Genomic DNA, 16671 nt, shown 5'->3' on the forward strand with positions numbered 1-16671 from the left:
GATTGATTCTATATTAATCTAATATTTTTCTTATAACGAGGAACATCCTAGTCTTCATGTCTCTGCCGGTGACAGCGATTCGCCGGTCCTCTTTACAAGCACGGAGACATTGAAAATGCCCACCCAGTCCCCCCCTGTCACCCCGGCCGCAATGCTCATCGATTGGGATGTCCCCATCACGATGAGCGACGGCACCGTCCTGCGTGCCGACATCTTCAGACCCGGCAGCCCGGATGTCCGCTCACCCGTGCTCCTGAGCTATGGCCCTTACGGGAAAGGGCTGGCCTTCCAGGACGGCTACCCTGCCGCCTGGGAGATCATGGTGAGAGACCACCCGGACACCGCTGCCGGCACCAGCAACCTTTATCAAAACTGGGAAGTCGTGGACCCCGAGAAATGGGTACCGCATGGATACGCCTGCGTGCGCGTCGACTCCCGGGGGGCAGGAAGGTCTCCCGGAGAGCTCAATCTCCACTCCGCGCGCGAGACACAGGATCTCTACGAGTGCATAGAGTGGGCGGGTGCTCAAACATGGTCCAACGCAAAGGTTGGTCTGGCCGGTGTTTCCTACTACGCCAGCAATCAGTGGCGAGTCGCTGCCCGCAAGCCTGCCAAGTTGGCGGCAATCGCGGTCTGGGAGGGCTACAACGATCGTTACCGTGAGTCCGCCCGGCATGGCGGCATTCTTTGCACCTTCAGCCGCAACTGGCAGCAGATGCAAGTCGCGACCGTCCAGCATGGACGTGGCGAACAAGGACCAAGAAACCCGGTAACCGGGGCCTTGGTCTGCGGTCCGGAGACACTGACCGGCGAAGAGCTTGCCGCTCTGCGCACCGATATGTGGGGCGAGCTTCAGCGCCGTGAACTTGTCGATGACTACTACCTGGAGCGTACCCCTGAACTCGAGAACATTGAGGTTCCACTGCTGTCGGCTGCCAACTGGGGCGGACAGGGGCTGCACACGCGAGGCAACTTCGAAGGCTATATGCGCGCTGGCAGCCCGCAGAAGTGGCTGGAAGTGCATGGCGGCTCCCACTGGGCCGGCTTCTACACCGACTACGGCGTGGAGCTTCAACGACGCTTCTTCGACTACTTTCTCAAGGGCGTGGACACCGGCTGGTCCCGGCAACCGGCCGTGCAGCTCCAGGTGCGCCGCGCAGACGGCACCTTCGAGCAACGTGCAGAGTCGAGCTGGCCGCTGAAGGATACGCAGTGGACCAAGTTCTATCTGAGTGCGCTATCGACCCTGTCAGCCGACGTTCCAGACACATCGGGTACGCTGCGCTATGCCTCCATGGGAGACGGTCTGACATTCATGACCGCGCCATTCGCATCCCAGACCGAGATCACCGGCCCCGCTGCAGCACGGCTCAAACTGTCGAGCGCCACCAGCGATGCCGACCTCTTCCTCGTTCTGCGCCTGTTCGACCCCCAAGGCAAGGAAGTGGTCTTCAACGGTGCGCTCGACCCGCACACGCCTCTAGCACAAGGCTGGCTGCGAGCATCTCATCGTAAATTGGACCCAGATCGCAGCCAGCCCTGGCGCCCTTGGCACACGCACGACGAAAAGCAGGCGCTGGTCCCCAACCAACCCGTTGCAGTGGATGTGGAAATCTGGCCAACCAGCATCATTGTTCCTGCCGGCTACTCGCTGGGACTGACTGTGCGCGGCAAGGACTACGAATATGACGGCCCCGCCGCCTCGCTCTCCAATATGAAAAATCCAATGCGTGGCTGCGGCCCGTTTGTCCACGATGACCCGGACGATCGCCCCGCATCGATCTTTGATACGCAGGTCACGCTGCATTTCGACTCACCCGAAGACGCCTTCTTGCTCCTGCCATTGATCCCCGGAAACGAAAGCTGAGGCCCAACATGACCATCTCCCGCCGACTTTTTTGCGCCTCCGCCCTTCCCATGGCCGCATCACTGGGTGCCACGCCCCTGATGGCCCAGTCCGATGCACTCGGTGGCTTTCCCAACAGGACAGTGCGCATCGTGGTGCCCTTCCCCGCAGGTGGCAACTCGGACATCATCTCCCGAGCGATTGCGAATCGCCTGACCCAGACATGGGGACATCCGGTCCTCGTTGACAACAAGCCTGGGGCCGATACGGTGATCGCCACCTCCGAAGTGGCCCGGGCAGCACCGGACGGCTACACGATTCTGTCGAACATCTCATTGATTGTGCAGAACACGTTTACCAAAAAGCTGCCTTTCGACACTTTCAAGGAACTCAAGCCCTTGATTGCTGCAACCGAGACTCCCATGTTCTTCGTGGCAAGTCAGACTGGAGATTTCCAGCCAAAGAACTTGGCACAGTTCCTCCAGAGAGCCAAGCAAAAGCCTGGAACGACATCATTTGGTTCTTTCGGCAACGGCTCCACAGGACACCTGTTGCTGCTGGCTCTCAGGCGCAACGCTTCTGTGGACATCACGCACGTGCCTTTCAAAGGCAACAGCGATGTCATCATCCAGCTACTTAACGGACAAGTGTCCTCGTCATTTCTGCCTTACAGTGCAATCGCTGCGCACCTGGGCAGTGGACGGATGCGCATCCTCGCCGCCACAGGGCTGACCAGACCCTCTTTCGCTCCCGAAACTCCCACCTTTGAAGAACTTGGCATCAGCGGCTTCTCTGCTTCGCAGTGGAATGGCTTCTTCATTTCTGCGCGAACACCGCCTGCGATCCAGGCCAAGCTGGTGCGCGACTTCGATGCAGCAATCAAGAGCAAAGATGTGGCCAGCAAGCTCGAATCACTGGGCCTGACCCCGGTAGGCGGCACAAGCGACAATCTGCAGAAAATGCTCACACGAGACACAGAACTGATCCGGACCGCCATCGAAAGCGGCCAGTTCAGAGCCGAGTAATACGCTCTATCTAGTTTGACTTTCACCGGACTCAGTCATGTCCTTAGCGGCTTAGTCCTTGTCCGACGTAAAACCAGACTACGCGCGCATGAGCAGCGTCTTATGCGCAAAAAAATGGACCAGATATGGCCCGCCAGGGTTGGTGACAAATTTCACAAAGTCTGTAGCAAGACCGAGGCAATTCCGTCCAGTCATCCGCATCAGCTCGAGATACATCCATAACGTAGCAAATAAATAAAAGCGCACACCTTCACGGGAAAGGACATCCAGATTTAGCCCGGAGACATGCGACAGCACACTCCCCATGAAACGCCACCAGACTGAGTTATCAGGGGACAACTATGTTCCAGGCAAAGTTTTACCAGCAGTCGTCGCGGGCTCACAAATATAGCCAATACCGAGGGCAACCAGGCGCATCCAGAAGACTCCCGGGCTAGCAAGTAACGTTTTCAACACCGCTCTTCATGATGTCCTCAGAATCGGGGGCTTTCTCAGCCTCTATTTTGTGCACAAATGTCAGCTCAGTTTTGACTGCTGCCACTCAAAAATGGCCGCCACCGACATTTCAGGCGACTGCAGCCTGTTTGGACATCGGATATCGATCACGGGCAGCGCCGCCACAGTGCCTGAACTTGCACCAGCGCCTCGCTGAACGCGATGCCTACCTTGTGCCGTGCCTCGCTGCCCCAAAGGAATCGCCCTGATCTCCAAGACGATGTCTGGATGCGCTGCTATATAATTTTTCGTTGAAACAAGTCTCGGCACGGCCGTGCCGCAGGCTTTTTTCCATGCGACAGGTGCCCGGTGCTTCATCGGGTTAAACGGGAACAAGGTTCAAAGCCTTGGCTGCCCCCGCAACGGTAAGCAGATCAAACCACTTCATGGCTTTTGCGCTTGCAGGAGTCTGTCACTGGTGTTCTACGTGGCCTCTTCGACGAGGTGCGCGGCAACGCCGGGAAGGCGAAGTGACATGCCTCGCGCAATCTGCCAGCCCGGATACCGGCCTGTTGAGCGCTGACCATCCGGACCCAGTTCCGGCAGTCGGCATGTGCAACGAACGTCTGCGGGGAGCAGCGTGACGGCTACAGGCTGCGAGGCCCGCCCTCCGCCCGATCTCGTCACCAGCATGCAGACCGTCTGCCCTGGCTAATGACAATGAGACACCTTGCACAGGCTTTTGCCTCGCGCCTCGGGCCCCCTGGCGTCATGCCCACCCGGGCCACCGCCCGGCTGCAGCCATGACCCAGCCGTTGACACAGATGTTCGTCCAGCAACGCCATCAGCTAAAGCTATGGCTGGTCATGTTGGCGGCAGTGCTGCTGCTGTCTCTGACTCTGGCCATCACCTTGGGTCCGGTACGGATTGCCCCCGGGCAAGCCTGGCAGATCACGGCTTATGAGCTGGGTCAGCGCCTGGGCCTGGACTGGCCTTCAGGCAGCTGGAGCAGCGCCCAGTACCAGATTGTCTGGCGCGTGCGCCTGCCGCGCGTATTGCTGGCAGCCCTGACCGGCGCAGGTCTTGCGCTGGTGGGCGTGGCCATGCAGGCCACGGTGCGCAATCCGCTGGCCGACCCCTATCTGCTGGGCGTTTCATCCGGTGCGTCGGTCGGGGCGGTAAGCGTGCTGGCCTTCGGTGCACTGGCATTCGCTGGCGAGCTGGCCTTGCCGCTGGGCGCTTTCAGCGGTGCGCTGCTGGCCTGTGTGGCCGTGTACTTCCTGGCCCATGCCAATGGACGATTGCAGGCATCGCGACTCCTCCTGGGCGGCGTGGCCATTGCCTACTGCCTGGGCGGCGTCACCAGCCTGATTGTGCTGACGGCAGATCAGCGCGAGCTGGCCAATTCCGTGCTCACCTGGACCCTGGGCAGCCTGGCAGGAACCCGCTGGCAGGAGCTGGGCCTGCCGGCTGCCCTGCTGGCGGCGGGCGTGGCCCTGCTGCTGGCACAGGCCCGCTCACTCAATGCGCTGCTGGCAGGCGAAGAGACCGCCGCCACGCTGGGGGTGGACACCACCCGCACCAGGCGCTGGCTATTCGTTCTGGTCTCGATGGTGACGGGCGTGCTGGTGGCGCTGACGGGTCCGATCGGCTTTGTCGGTCTCATCGTGCCCCATGTCGCCCGCATGCTGGTCGGCTCCGAGCACCGGCGCGTGCTGCCTGTGGCTGCTCTCACAGGTGCCATCTTCCTGATCTGGGTCGATGTGTTCTCGCGCATCAGCTTTGCCCCCGCCGAAGTACCCGTGGGGGTCATCACCTCGCTGCTGGGCGGCCCCTTCTTTGTCTGGATGCTGTGCCGCAAGAGCGTGCGTGAAAAGGGCAATCCGTGAGTTCCGCACCCAGCTCTTCCTGCCTGCTGGAGGCCAGCCGCCTGCATTGGCAGACGGCGGCCGCCTCCATTGTCAAGGACATCAGCCTGCATATCCGGCATGGCGAACTGGTCGGCCTGCTCGGCCCCAACGGCAGCGGCAAGTCCACCCTGCTGCGCATGATCTACCGCATGCTCAGGCCTGCCAGCGGTGCGGTCTGCATAGATGGACAGGACGTCTGGCAGCGCAGCGCTCGCGACAATGCCCGCTCCATGGCGGTACTGACCCAGGAAAACGGCAGCGAGTTCGATCTGCGCGTCTGCGATGTGGTGCTCATGGGTCGCACGCCGCACCAGAGCTCTTTCGCCCGGGACAGCGAGCAGGACTTCCGCATCGTCGCCCAGTCCCTGGCCCAGGTCGGTGCACAGTCGCTGGCGCAGCGCATGTTTTCGACCCTGTCAGGGGGCGAGAAGCAGCGCGTGCTCATGGCCAGGGCACTGGCCCAGCAGACCAGGCTGCTGGTGCTGGACGAGCCCACCAACCACCTGGACGTACGCCACCAATTCGAGCTGATGAACCTGATCCGCAGCCTGGGTCTGACCACGCTGGCCGCGCTGCACGAGCTGCCACTGGCCGCCCACTACTGCGACCGACTGTACCTGCTCAAGGCAGGAGAACTGGTGGCGCAGGGCACACCGGCCCAGGTGCTGACCGCGCAGACCATTGCCGAGGTCTACGGCGTGCATGCCCAGGTACGTCTGAGCGAGCGCAGCGGCAGACCGCTGATCGAGTTCATGCCGGATGAAACGCTCTGAGCCGAAATCGATTGCCCCATCAGGGGCTGATAGAATCTCTGCGCGCCTTGATGGCGCTTCGTTTCGGAAGGTGCTTGCTTTAAGAGCGAGTGAAACGGGAACAAGGTCTGATCAAAGATCAGGAAGCCTTGGCTGCCCCCGCAACGGTAAGCAGGTCAACACACTCACGCAAGTCGCAGCAGCACTTGCAGCCACTGGAGATGATTCGGCCCTCGCTACGCGATGTTTCGAGTTTTTCGGGAAGGCGAGATGTGCATTCAGACATGAATGGCCTGCGAGCCCGGAGACCGGCCTGCCGATAACCACGCTCGCCATTCAGCGGGCTTAGCCACAACTGTCTGCGGGGTGCGGATGGCTGCCAGACTGCAATGGTTTCAGCTCTCCAGAACCGGACCTTTGAACTTTGCGCGCGCAGCTTTCCCATCAGGCAGTTCCAGCCTTTTGTCGAAATGCGCACCACTACAAACCGTTTCTTCGCATCCAACGCTTCGCGCAAGAACCCTCCTTTTGCACTCCGTGCAGTACAGCTGGCACTGCTTTGGCCTGCTGTTTCAATGGCCCAACAAGCTCTGCCTGAGGTCACCGTCCAGGAAACTCGTCAGGCAGACAGCCGCCTTGAAACAGAGCGCCTTGCCACCTCAGCCTCGCACGTTGACGTGCGTGCGCTGGATCTGCCCGCCAGCGTCAGCGGCGTCTCATCCGAACAAATGCAAGAACGCGCCGACTATGGCGTTGTAGAAGCCGTCACCCGCTCCGTGGGCCTGAGTTCGTCGAGCGAACCCGGCAATGGAGGATTGTCTTTCTCCAGCCGCGGCTTTAGTTCTGTCGGTGTCGCGGAAGACGGCATCGTGCTTGGCGTTGCAGCAGGCACCATTAACTATCCCAACAGCAGTTGGGGCTATGAGCGTCTGGACGTGATGCGCGGCCCAGCATCACTGATGTATGGCAGCGGCACCATGGGTGCCACCATCAACGCCGTGCGCAAGCAGCCCAGCCGCGAGTCATCCACCGAATTGCTGCTCAGCGCAGGCAGCCACGGCACTGTACGCGCAGGTGTAGGCAGCACTGGTGCCATCAGTGACACATTGAGCTATCGTATCGATGCCTACGGTGAGCGCACCGATGGCGAACGTCATCTGGACGATGCCAGAAGCGGCAAGCTGATGAGCGCGCTGCGCTGGACACCGCGCGGCGATCTGACCTTCGATCTGACAGCCGACATCAGCAATCAGGCGCCTTCGCGCTATTACGGTACGCCAACTGTGGATGGCCGCGTTGTCAGCGCCCTGCGCGACAAGAACTACAACATCAACGACGCCGATATTCACTATCGAGATCAACGCTTCAAGGCTAAGGCCGAATGGCGCGTCAACGAAGCCATCACGCTGCGCAACGAGCTCTACCACCTGAGCTCCAAGCGTCACTGGAAGAATATCGAGGGCTATTACTACACTCCAGAAGATGGCACGATCAACCGCTATGACTATCTGGAAATCGGCCATGCCGTGCAGCAAAACGGCAACCGCATGGCAATGGACTTCAAGCCAGCCGATCACAAAATCGCCGTAGGCTGGGATTTCTCTCATGCCAATTTCCGCTCGTCTAGCAGCTACGATGGAGATCTCCAGACTCAAGTCTCCGCCGTCAATCCAGAAAATGGCTACTGGAGCAGCTCGGTTCCATATCTGCCCAGCTACCAATCTACTGTCAAACAAAATGCCTTGTTCATCGAGGACGCCTGGAAGATCAACGAGCAATGGCTGCTGATGGGCGGTATTCGCCGCGACTGGTATGACTTCTCGCGTCTAACCTATAGCACCAGCGCAGCGCTTGATAAAAGCCTGAATGGCACTTCCTGGCGCCTGGGTCTGACCCGCAAACTCACCGAACTAAGCAGCGTCTATGCACAGGTCAGCACCGGTCATGACCCTGTCACCAGCCTGCTGTCCCTGAACAAGTCCAGCTCCAACTACAGCCTGAGCAAGGGCCGCCAGGAGGAAGTCGGCTTCAAGCAGCAACTGCCCGATGGCCGTGGCGAATGGACGGCGGCGCTGTTCCATATTGCCAAGAAAGACATCATCACCAGCGACCCCGCAAACCCATCGCAAACCATTCAGGGTGGCAAGCAGTCGTCGCGCGGCCTGGAGCTGACTGGGGCATTCAATGTCAACAAGGCCTTCCGCCTTGAAGCCAACGCCGCTTATACCGACGCCAAGTTTGACGAACTGATGCGCGGCACCGAAAACCGCGCTGGTAACCGTCCAGGCAACGTGCCACGCGTGACAGCCAATGTCTGGGGCCACTACAGCATCAATAACTGGCGCGCCTCGCTGGGCCTTCGTTACGTGGGCGACCGCTTTACGGATGAGACCAATACCGAACGCATGCCTGGCTACACGGTGATGGATGCCGTGGTGAGCTGGAATGTGAACCCCAAGACCACGCTGAGCCTGATTGGCCGCAATCTGACCAACCGCATGTATGCCAGCTCGGCCTACAACACCCAGTGGTTCCTGGGTCCACGCCGCAGCGTGGAGCTGATCGCGCAAATGCGCTTCTAAGGCACACCCAGCCATGCAAGCCTTCAGCTTGAAACGCGGCGGTGCAGTATGGCTGCTTGCGACCACATTCCTGGTCGCTAGCTGCGGTGATGAGCGCAATGCGTCCGTCACCATGGCCAAGCCCCAGGCAATGCAGCAGCACCAGCCGCCGCTGGAGCTGTCTGTCTGCGGCCAGACCGAACGCTATGACAAGGTGCCGCAGCATGCCGTGACCCATGACGTCAACATCACAGAGATGTTTCTCTATCTGGGTCTGGGACCGCGCCTGGTGGGCTACTCGGGCATTCCTTCGCACAAGGAAATCAGCCCGCAGCTGCGCCCCTGGCTGCAGCGTCTGCCCGACCTGTCCAATCAGGGCCTGAATCTGGAAGTCTTGCTTGGCACCGAGGCTGACTTTGTCTTTGGCGGGTGGGGCTACGGCTTTCGCCCGGGCGGAATTACACCTGAGCGCCTGGCCAGCCATGGGATCGCCTCCTATGTGCTGTCCGAATCCTGCATCCGCGTGCAAAAGCGCGAGCGTATCGCACTGGACGATGCATTGCTGGACATGGAGAACATCAGCCGCATCTTTGGCGTCCTCCCGCAGACCCTGCCACGCATAGACAAACTGCGGGCCTCCCAGGCCCAGTTGCGCCAGCAGATGCAAAGCAATCGCACGCTGCCGCGCGTCTTTGTATACGACAGCGGCCAGGAGATTCCCGTCACCGTCGGTCACTTCGGCATGCCGCAGGCCATGCTGGACGAAGCCGGTGCCAGCAATATCTTTGCAGACCTGAGCCAGAATTGGCAGCGCGGCAACTGGGAAGACGTGATCGAGCGCGACCCCGAGTGGATCGTGATCATTGACTACGGCCAGCCCGATGCTCAGGGCAAGATCGACTTCCTGCTGCAAAAAAAGGAACTTGAGGCGGTTTCCGCCATTCGCAATCGCCGGTTCTTCGTGATGAGCTATGCCGAAGCCACACCCGGCCCGCGAAATATCGAAGCCGCACAACGCCTGGCAGCCGCCTTGCACCCCGAGCGCAAGATCAGCGTTCAGCCCGTCGAATTCGCTGCCGGAGAACTGCCGTGAACAAGCATCTCCCCACCTCCCAGCCGGCCGACCTCAAGCAGGCCGCAGCGCCTCCGCTGGCCGTCATCCTGCTCAGCCGGGGCGGCGCCTATACCGCAGGCCTGACGGAGCTCAGCGATTTGGCAGCGCGGCTGGAGGCCGCCATGAGGGCCTCAGGCCAGCCTGTGCAGCAGGTGACCACGGCCTACGTGGACCGCGCCCAGCCCACGCTGGGCGAGGCGCTGGACCTGTGTGCCGAGGCCCGCAGCATTCTGATCCTGCCCGTGATGGTGCCTGACGAAGCCTCGCTACGCCGCTGGCTGCACAAGCTCATCATGCGCTGGCGTGCAGCACGTGATTCCTCACAGCCCTCTCCGCGTCTGGTATTTGGTCAACCACTGCTGCAGCTACCCGGACTGACCGAGTTGCTGGCCCTGTCCGTGGAAGATGCACTGCGCCAGCCCGATGTGCCCGAGGTGCTGGGCGACGATCCATGGGAGCATGACCCCAAGGGCTGGTCGCTGGTGCCCGAGCACCGCCAGCATGTGCTGTGGTGCGTGGGCCCGCGCTGCGCGGCCAAGGGAGCGCTGCAGCTATGGCCCACACTGACGCAAACGATACGTGAAACCCCGGGGCTGAAAAACCGGCTGCAGCCGCTGCAGACCGGCTGCCAGTACCCCTGCAACCATGGCCCGTTGATGATCGTCTACCCCGACGGCGTCTGGTACGGCCCCATGGATGCCGACAATCTGGCGTCCACGCTCACAGGCCATGTGCTTGATGCGCACGTCAACCCGCAATGCCATGTCCACGGACCGGCTGTCCTCGAACGCTCCTGATTTCTCTTGCTTTCCTCCACCGGAGATAGATCCATGCAAACCACCAAGATCCCCGCTACCATCGTCACCGGCTTTCTCGGCAGCGGCAAGACCACGCTGATGCGCCATATCCTCGAACAGGCCAAGGGGCTGCGCGTGGCCGTCATCGTCAACGAGTTCGGCGAATTGGGCATTGACGGCGAAATCCTCAAGACCTGTGCCATAGGCTGCCAGGAGGAAGGCGGCGCGGATACGCAGTCGGGCCAGATCTACGAGCTGGCCAACGGCTGCATGTGCTGCACCGTGCAGGAAGAGTTTTTCCCCGTAATGAAGGCCCTGGCCGAGCGCCGTGCAGATATCGATGTGCTGCTGATCGAAACCAGCGGCCTGGCCTTGCCCAAGCCCCTGGTCCAGGCCTTCCAGTGGCCCGATATTGCCAATGTCTTCACCGTTGATTCCGTGGTCACCGTGGTCGACACGCCCGCTGCGGCCGCCGGCCAGTTTGCCCATGACCCGCATGCCGTCGACGAGCAGCGCCAGGCCGACCCCAATCTGGACCATGACGCCAGCCTGCATGAGCTGTTCGAAGACCAGCTTTCCGCCGCCGACCTGGTGGTGCTGTCCAAGGCCGATCTGGTCACGGCAGAGCAACTCGGCCAGGTGCGTGCTCTGGTGGCCGAAGAAGTACCGGCCAGCGTGAAGATGATCGAAGCCGTGCAGGGCCAGGTGCCGCTGAACGTGCTTCTGGGCCAGCATCGCGCCGCCGAGCTGTCGATCGACGATAAGCACAGCCACCACGACCATGACGAAGACCATGACCACGATGCCTTCGACTCCCTGCACCTGGACCTGGGTGCCGTGGACCGTGAGCGCCTGATGCAGGCCCTGCAGTCCATCGTGGAGCAGCATGGCGTACTGCGCGTCAAGGGCTTTGCCGCGCTGCCGGGCAAGAAGATGCGTCTGCTGGTGCAGGGCGTGGGCCGCCGCTTCGATGCCTATTTCGACCGAGCCTGGGCCGAGGACGAAGCTGCAGCCACGCGCCTGGTGTTCATCGGCAAGCAGCTGGACGCCGCCGTGCTGCGCCAGGCCTTGCTGGGTGCACAGGCATAAATCCAAGCAAAATCAGCCTCAATCGCTTTACTGGCAAGCGAATAAAGCTATCTTTTTGAATCATGCACCTGCTCAGCTCCCGCCCCGGCGGCTTTGTCGAAGACGACAGCATCATCACCCGTCTGGACCAGACGCCTGCCGACATGGTGGTGCTGAGCTCTGCCGACACCACGCTGTCGCTGCTGGCCGATGCCTACCGAATGTGGCAGCAAGCCGAAACCGATGTCCCCACGCTGCGGCTCGCCAATCTGCTGCATCTGCGCCAGAGCGCCTCGCTCGATCTGTATATCGACGAGGTGCTGCAGCATGCCAAGCTGGTCATCGTCGACCATCTGGGGGCCGAATCCACCTGGCCCTACGGCATCGAGCAGCTGCAAAAGCTGGCGCGCCGCAAGGGCCAGAAGCTGGCCATGTTCTCTGGTGACAACCAAGAGGATCCGGAGCTGCTGGCCAAGGGCACGCTTGAGCCCGCGCAAAGCCGTGCGCTGTGGCAATATCTGCGCGCCGGCGGCCTTGGCAATGCGCGCGAGTTCCTGCGCATGGCGGCAGCCTGGGGCCTGAACCAGGGCCGCGAGGGCGCGCCCGTGCGGGTGCTGCCCCCGGTGGCCGTGCATGTGCCACAAAGCTGGCTGGCAGACGATGCCGGGCATCTTCCGGGCCTGGACGACTTGCAGGCGCGCTGGACCCCAGGCGCTCCCGTGGCGATGCTGGTGTTCTACCGCTCGCATCTGCTGGCGGCCAATACCGAGGCCTTCGATGCCATGGCCGACGCCCTGCTCGCACGCGGCCTGAACCCGCTGCCGCTGGCCCTGGAGTCGCTCAAGGACGGACTATGCCTGCAGACGCTGCGCTCCCTGTGCCTCACCCACCAGGTGCAGATCATTCTCAACACCACGGCGTTTGCGGCCCTTGGAGAACATGCGCGCACCGGCAAGGCGGCCGATGCGCTGGCGGGCGACATCCCGGTGCTGCAGGTGATTGCCAGCGGCAGCAATCGCGAAGACTGGCTGACCGACAGCCAAGGCCTGCGCCCGCGCGACATTGCCATGCAGGTGGTGCTGCCCGAGATGGACGGCCGCATCATGACTCGCGCCATGAGCTTCAAGGGTCTGGCCCATCGCTGCGAGCTGACGCAAGCCGATGTGATCAGCTACCAGGCCGAGCCTGACCGCATTGCCTGGATTGCCGAGCTGGCCTGGCGCTGGTGCCAGCTGCGCAGCAAGCCTGACGCGCAGAAGAAAGCCGCGCTGATACTGGCCAACTATCCGGGCAGCGAAGCACGGATGGGCAGTGGCGTGGGCCTCGATACGCCGGAATCCGTGATTGCGCTGCTGGATCAGCTGGCAAGTGACGGCTGGCAGCTGGGCGATGCTGCTGCGCGGCCCGACTCCGGTCTGGCTCTGATGGCCCTGCTGCAGCAGGGCATCGCCAATGACCCGAAAAAATGGCCTCTGCGTCCCGCGAGCCAGGGCTATTCGCTGCAGGCCTATCAACGGCGCCTGGCAAAGCTGCCCGGCGATATGGCCCAGGCCATAGCCGAGCGCTGGGGTGCACCCGAGCAAGACCCCATGCTGCGCGACGGCTGGTTCATGATTGCAGGCCTGCAGCTGGGCCATGTCTTTGTCGGCATACAGCCCGCGCGCGCTCTCGATGGACGCAATGACTACGCAAGCTATCACGACGCCGAGCTGGTTCCTCCTCATCACTATCTGGCGTTCTACTTCTGGCTGCGCGATGTGTTCGGTGTGGACGCCATGGTCCATGTGGGCAAGCATGGCAATCTGGAATGGCTGCCGGGCAAGAGTCTGGCGCTGTCGCAGCAATGCTGGCCCGATGCCATTCTCGGCCCGCTGCCTCATGTCTACCCCTTCATCGTCAACGACCCGGGCGAAGGGGCTCAGGCCAAGCGCCGCAGCCAGGCCGTCATCATCGACCATCTGATGCCGCCGCTTACGCGCGCCGAAAACCACGGCCCCATGCAGGAGCTGGAGCGCCTGGTGGACGAATACTACGAAGCCCTGCTGGTCGATCTGCGCCGCTCCGGGATGCTGCGCAAGCAGATTCTGGACTGCGCCAGGCAGCAGGATCTTCTGCGCGAACTCGGCCTCGAAGCGGCGGACGCGCAGCCCGATGCCGACGAGCAACTGCTGGAACGCATCGATGCCTATCTGTGCGAACTCAAGGAAACCCAGATCCGCGATGGACTGCATATCTTCGGCCGCTCGCCCCAGGGCCAGCTGCGCGAATCCACCCTGCTCTCTCTGGCGCGCTATCCGGGCAGTGGCTGCAACGAGCAGGGCCTGCTCAACGCGCTGACCGCCGACCTGCTGCCGGCCATGGACTGGAACCCGCTGGACATGGATGCAGCCGCGCCCTGGAACGGCCCGCGTCCGGCCGCGCTGCAGCAGCAGGATGCCGGTGCCTGGCGCCATGGCGGCGACACGCGCGAGCGGCTCGAGCTGCTGGCCCTGCAGGTCATTGCCCGGCCCGAGCTGGCTCGCGACTGGCCGCACACACTACGAGTGCTGACGCGCATAGAGCAGCAGATTGCACCTTCACTGGACGCCTGCGGCCCCCAGGAGCTACTGCAGTTCTCGCGCGCACTGCAAGGACGCTTTGTTCCGCCGGGCCCCAGCGGCTCGCCCTCGCGCGGGCGCTGCGACACCTTGCCCACAGGTCGCAACTTCTACACCGTGGACACCCGTGCCATCCCCACCCAGACCGCCTGGGCGCTGGGGCAGCAGTCCGCGCAGCGCCTGCTGGAGCGATATCTGCAGGAGCATGGCGAATATCCACAGGCCATCGGTCTTTCCGTCTGGGGAACAGCCACCATGCGTACCGGCGGTGACGATATCGCCCAGGCCTTTGCCCTGATCGGGGTACGCCCCAAATGGGCGGCCGGCAGCCAGCGCGTGACCGACTTCGAAGTCATTCCAGCCGTCGGGCTGCGTCGCCCGCGCGTTGACGTGACGCTGCGCATCAGCGGCTTCTTCCGCGATGCCTTTCCCAACGTCGTGCAGATGTTCGATGCCGCGGTGCGTGCCGTGGCCGAGCTGGATGAGGACGCCGAGGACAACCCTATCCGCGCCCGCATGCTGCGGGACACGCAAACCGCAATGGACCAGGGCCTGAGCGCCGACGCGGCCCGCGAACAAGCGCTGTGGCGCGTTTTCGGTGCGCCCACCGGCAGCTATGGCGCCAGCATGCACGAGATGCTGCGTAGCGGCCAGTGGACCGACGCAGGTGACTTTGCACGCCACTACCTGCACTGGGGTGCCTATGCCTACGGCCAGCAGGCCGATGGCGTGCCGGCCCGCGCCGCGCTGGAGCGGCGTCTGCAGGCGTTGGACGTGGTGCTTCAGAACCAGGACAGCCGCGAGCATGACCTGCTGGACTCCAGCGAATACTACCAGCATCAGGGCGGCATGGTGGCGGCCGTGCGGCACCTGGGCGGCAGCGACCCTGCCGTCTATCATGGCGACCATGGCAATCCTCAGTCTGCCAGGATTCGCTCCCTGGCCGAGGAGATCGGCCGCGTGGTGCGCGCCCGCGTCACCAATCCCAAATGGATTGCGGGCGCCATGCGCCACGGCTACAAGGGCGGCTTCGAGATGGCGGCCACGGTGGACTATCTGTTCGGCTTCGATGCCACCACCGCGCTGGTCTCGGACCAGCATTACGCCATGGTCACTCAGGCCTATGTCGAAAACGAGAGCGTGCGCCAGTTTCTGCGCCAGCACAATCCACAGGCGCTGGGCGATATCGTCTCGCGCCTGCTGGAAGCCATAGACCGCGGCATGTGGGAGCAGCCCGGCGAGCATCGCCAGAGCCTGCTGGCCCAGATGCTGGAGCACGAAGAATTCATGGAAGGACAGGTTTCCCAATGAGCCCCAACCACGATCCGGTACCCGTATTCCCTCTCTCTGCCATACAGGGACAGCCCGCCCTCGTGCAGGCTCTGCTGCTGGCCGCAATCGAGCCGCAGCTGGGCGGCGTGCTCATCCGGGGCCCGCGTGGCACGGCAAAGTCCACGGCAGCACGTGCGCTGGCGGATCTGCTGGCACCTGCTCCTTTCGTCACCCTGCCGCTAGGTGCCTCCATCGAGCATGTGACCGGCAGCCTGGACCTGTCCAAAGCTCTGGCGGGCCATGAAGTGGCTTTTGCGCCAGGCCTGATCGCCAAGGCGCACGAAGGGGTTCTCTATGTCGATGAGATCAATCTGCTGCCCGATGCCATCGTCGATGTGCTGCTTGATGTGGCAGCCTCCGGCATCAATCGCATAGAGCGCGACGGGATCTCGCACAGCCATGCCGCGCGCTTTGTGCTGGTCGGCACCATGAATCCCGAGGAAGGCATGCTGCGACCGCAGTTGCTGGACCGCCTGGGCCTTTGTGTGCAATTGGACAATGCGCAGGACCCGCAGCTGCGCAGCAGCATCGTCAAGGCCAGGCTGCGCTTTGATCAGGATCCCCAGGGCTTTGCCCTATCTCATGCAGCCGGGCAGCAGGAGATTCGCCAAAGGCTGGCGCAGGCCCGCAGCCGTTGCCGCAATGCGTCGGAGCTGGCCTGGAGCGATGCCGTCCACGAGGCCGTGGCCCTGCAGTGCATTGCCGCCCAGGTGGACGGACTGCGTGCCGACCTGGTCATGCTGCGCGCTGCACGCGCCCTGGCAGCCTGGCAAGGTAGTCACAGCATCACGCCAGCCCATGTGTCCGAGGTCGCGCCACTGGTACTGCAGCATCGCGCGGCCAAGCCAGACCCCGGCAGCGCCAGTCAACCCCGACAGACACCGGCCAGCACACCTCCAGCCGCGCCCGCAGCGCAATCCGGCAAGGACAGCAAAGACCTCACAGTGCCTGATATCCAGGCATCAGCATCCCCTTCAACGGCCTCCCGCGAGCCCGGCGCCACCAGCTCCTTGCCTCAAGACGCCGGCCCGGGCCTCGAACAGCCGCCTGCCGGCTGGGGTCAGGCTCAAGCCGTGAGCAGCGTCGCCTTCGAGGCTGGCCAGGCCGACGCCATGGCGCAGGCAGCACTGGAGGCCCTGTCCGCAAAAAAAGCCAGGGCCTCCGGTCTGCTGCGCTGAGCGCTGGCCGGGGGCAAGTCGGCTCCGCCAACCAAGGTCTGGCTCCGGCCAGCCAT

10 protein-coding genes and 2 riboswitches are annotated in these 16671 nt (G+C 62.6%); all 10 genes read left to right on the top strand.

All coding sequences use genetic code 11. The annotated features are described in order from the left end of the window. Positions 1 to 115: 115 nt before the first annotated feature. The 10 genes from F3J24_RS20310 to F3J24_RS20355 all read left to right on the top strand — a co-directional run bounded on the left by F3J24_RS20310 (position 116) and on the right by F3J24_RS20355 (position 16615). Positions 116 to 1867: a CocE/NonD family hydrolase gene (locus F3J24_RS20310; RefSeq protein WP_240154404.1), complete on the top strand. Its 1752-nt coding sequence runs from the start codon at positions 116 to 118 to the stop codon at positions 1865 to 1867. Positions 1868 to 1947: 80 nt separating this feature from the next. Then, positions 1948 to 2871: a tripartite tricarboxylate transporter substrate binding protein gene (locus F3J24_RS20315; RefSeq protein WP_167010128.1), complete on the top strand. Its 924-nt coding sequence runs from the start codon at positions 1948 to 1950 to the stop codon at positions 2869 to 2871. A 778-nt stretch (positions 2872 to 3649) separates the two neighbouring features. Then, positions 3650 to 3894: riboswitch (cobalamin riboswitch) on the top strand. 236 nt (positions 3895 to 4130) lie between these two features. Then, positions 4131 to 5195: an iron ABC transporter permease gene (locus F3J24_RS20320; RefSeq protein ID WP_167010478.1), complete on the top strand. Its 1065-nt coding sequence runs from the start codon at positions 4131 to 4133 to the stop codon at positions 5193 to 5195. Next, positions 5192 to 5989 (top strand): ABC transporter ATP-binding protein, encoded by a 798-nt coding sequence (locus F3J24_RS20325; protein WP_167010130.1) that lies wholly within the window; start codon positions 5192 to 5194, stop codon positions 5987 to 5989. The genes F3J24_RS20320 and F3J24_RS20325 overlap by 4 nt, the downstream gene beginning before the upstream one ends. A gap of 51 nt (positions 5990 to 6040) precedes the next feature. Beyond that, a riboswitch (cobalamin riboswitch) is annotated at positions 6041 to 6300 on the top strand. A 243-nt stretch (positions 6301 to 6543) separates the two neighbouring features. Further along, complete coding sequence (locus tag F3J24_RS20330) at positions 6544 to 8550, top strand: TonB-dependent siderophore receptor (RefSeq protein WP_240154406.1); 2007 nt, start codon at positions 6544 to 6546, stop codon at positions 8548 to 8550. A 13-nt stretch (positions 8551 to 8563) separates the two neighbouring features. Then, complete coding sequence (locus tag F3J24_RS20335; protein WP_167010133.1) at positions 8564 to 9622, top strand: ABC transporter substrate-binding protein; 1059 nt, start codon at positions 8564 to 8566, stop codon at positions 9620 to 9622. Next, on the top strand, positions 9619 to 10440 hold the full coding sequence (locus F3J24_RS20340) for a (2Fe-2S) ferredoxin domain-containing protein (RefSeq protein ID WP_167010135.1): 822 nt from the start codon (positions 9619 to 9621) through the stop codon (positions 10438 to 10440). Before F3J24_RS20335 ends, F3J24_RS20340 begins: the two co-directional genes overlap by 4 nt. 33 nt (positions 10441 to 10473) lie before the next feature. Then, positions 10474 to 11529 (top strand): cobalamin biosynthesis protein CobW, encoded by a 1056-nt coding sequence (gene cobW / locus F3J24_RS20345; RefSeq protein ID WP_167010137.1) that lies wholly within the window; start codon positions 10474 to 10476, stop codon positions 11527 to 11529. Positions 11530 to 11591: 62 nt separating this feature from the next. After that, entirely contained in the window at positions 11592 to 15416 is a 3825-nt protein-coding gene (cobN, locus tag F3J24_RS20350) for a cobaltochelatase subunit CobN (RefSeq protein ID WP_167010139.1), read from the top strand. After that, positions 15413 to 16615 carry an ATP-binding protein gene (locus F3J24_RS20355; RefSeq protein WP_167010142.1) on the top strand — a complete coding sequence of 401 codons (1203 nt, stop codon included), beginning with the start codon at positions 15413 to 15415 and terminating at the stop codon, positions 16613 to 16615. The genes cobN and F3J24_RS20355 overlap by 4 nt, the downstream gene beginning before the upstream one ends. The last annotated feature ends 56 nt before the right edge of the window (positions 16616 to 16671 follow it).

It is taken from the genome of Comamonas sp. Tr-654 (assembly GCF_011752915.1).
In the GTDB taxonomy this organism is placed as follows: Bacteria; Pseudomonadota; Gammaproteobacteria; order Burkholderiales; family Burkholderiaceae_C; genus Comamonas.

Coding starts and splice junctions, on each gene's coding strand:
- F3J24_RS20310 (WP_240154404.1), top strand. CDS start 116: ATGCCCACCCAGTCCCCCCCTGTCACCCCGGCCGCAATGCTCATCGAT.
- F3J24_RS20315 (WP_167010128.1), top strand. CDS start 1,948: ATGGCCCAGTCCGATGCACTCGGTGGCTTTCCCAACAGGACAGTGCGC.
- F3J24_RS20320 (WP_167010478.1), top strand. CDS start 4,131: ATGTTCGTCCAGCAACGCCATCAGCTAAAGCTATGGCTGGTCATGTTG.
- F3J24_RS20330 (WP_240154406.1), top strand. CDS start 6,544: ATGGCCCAACAAGCTCTGCCTGAGGTCACCGTCCAGGAAACTCGTCAG.
- F3J24_RS20335 (WP_167010133.1), top strand. CDS start 8,564: ATGCAAGCCTTCAGCTTGAAACGCGGCGGTGCAGTATGGCTGCTTGCG.
- cobW (WP_167010137.1), top strand. CDS start 10,474: ATGCAAACCACCAAGATCCCCGCTACCATCGTCACCGGCTTTCTCGGC.
- cobN (WP_167010139.1), top strand. CDS start 11,592: ATGCACCTGCTCAGCTCCCGCCCCGGCGGCTTTGTCGAAGACGACAGC.
- F3J24_RS20355 (WP_167010142.1), top strand. CDS start 15,413: ATGAGCCCCAACCACGATCCGGTACCCGTATTCCCTCTCTCTGCCATA.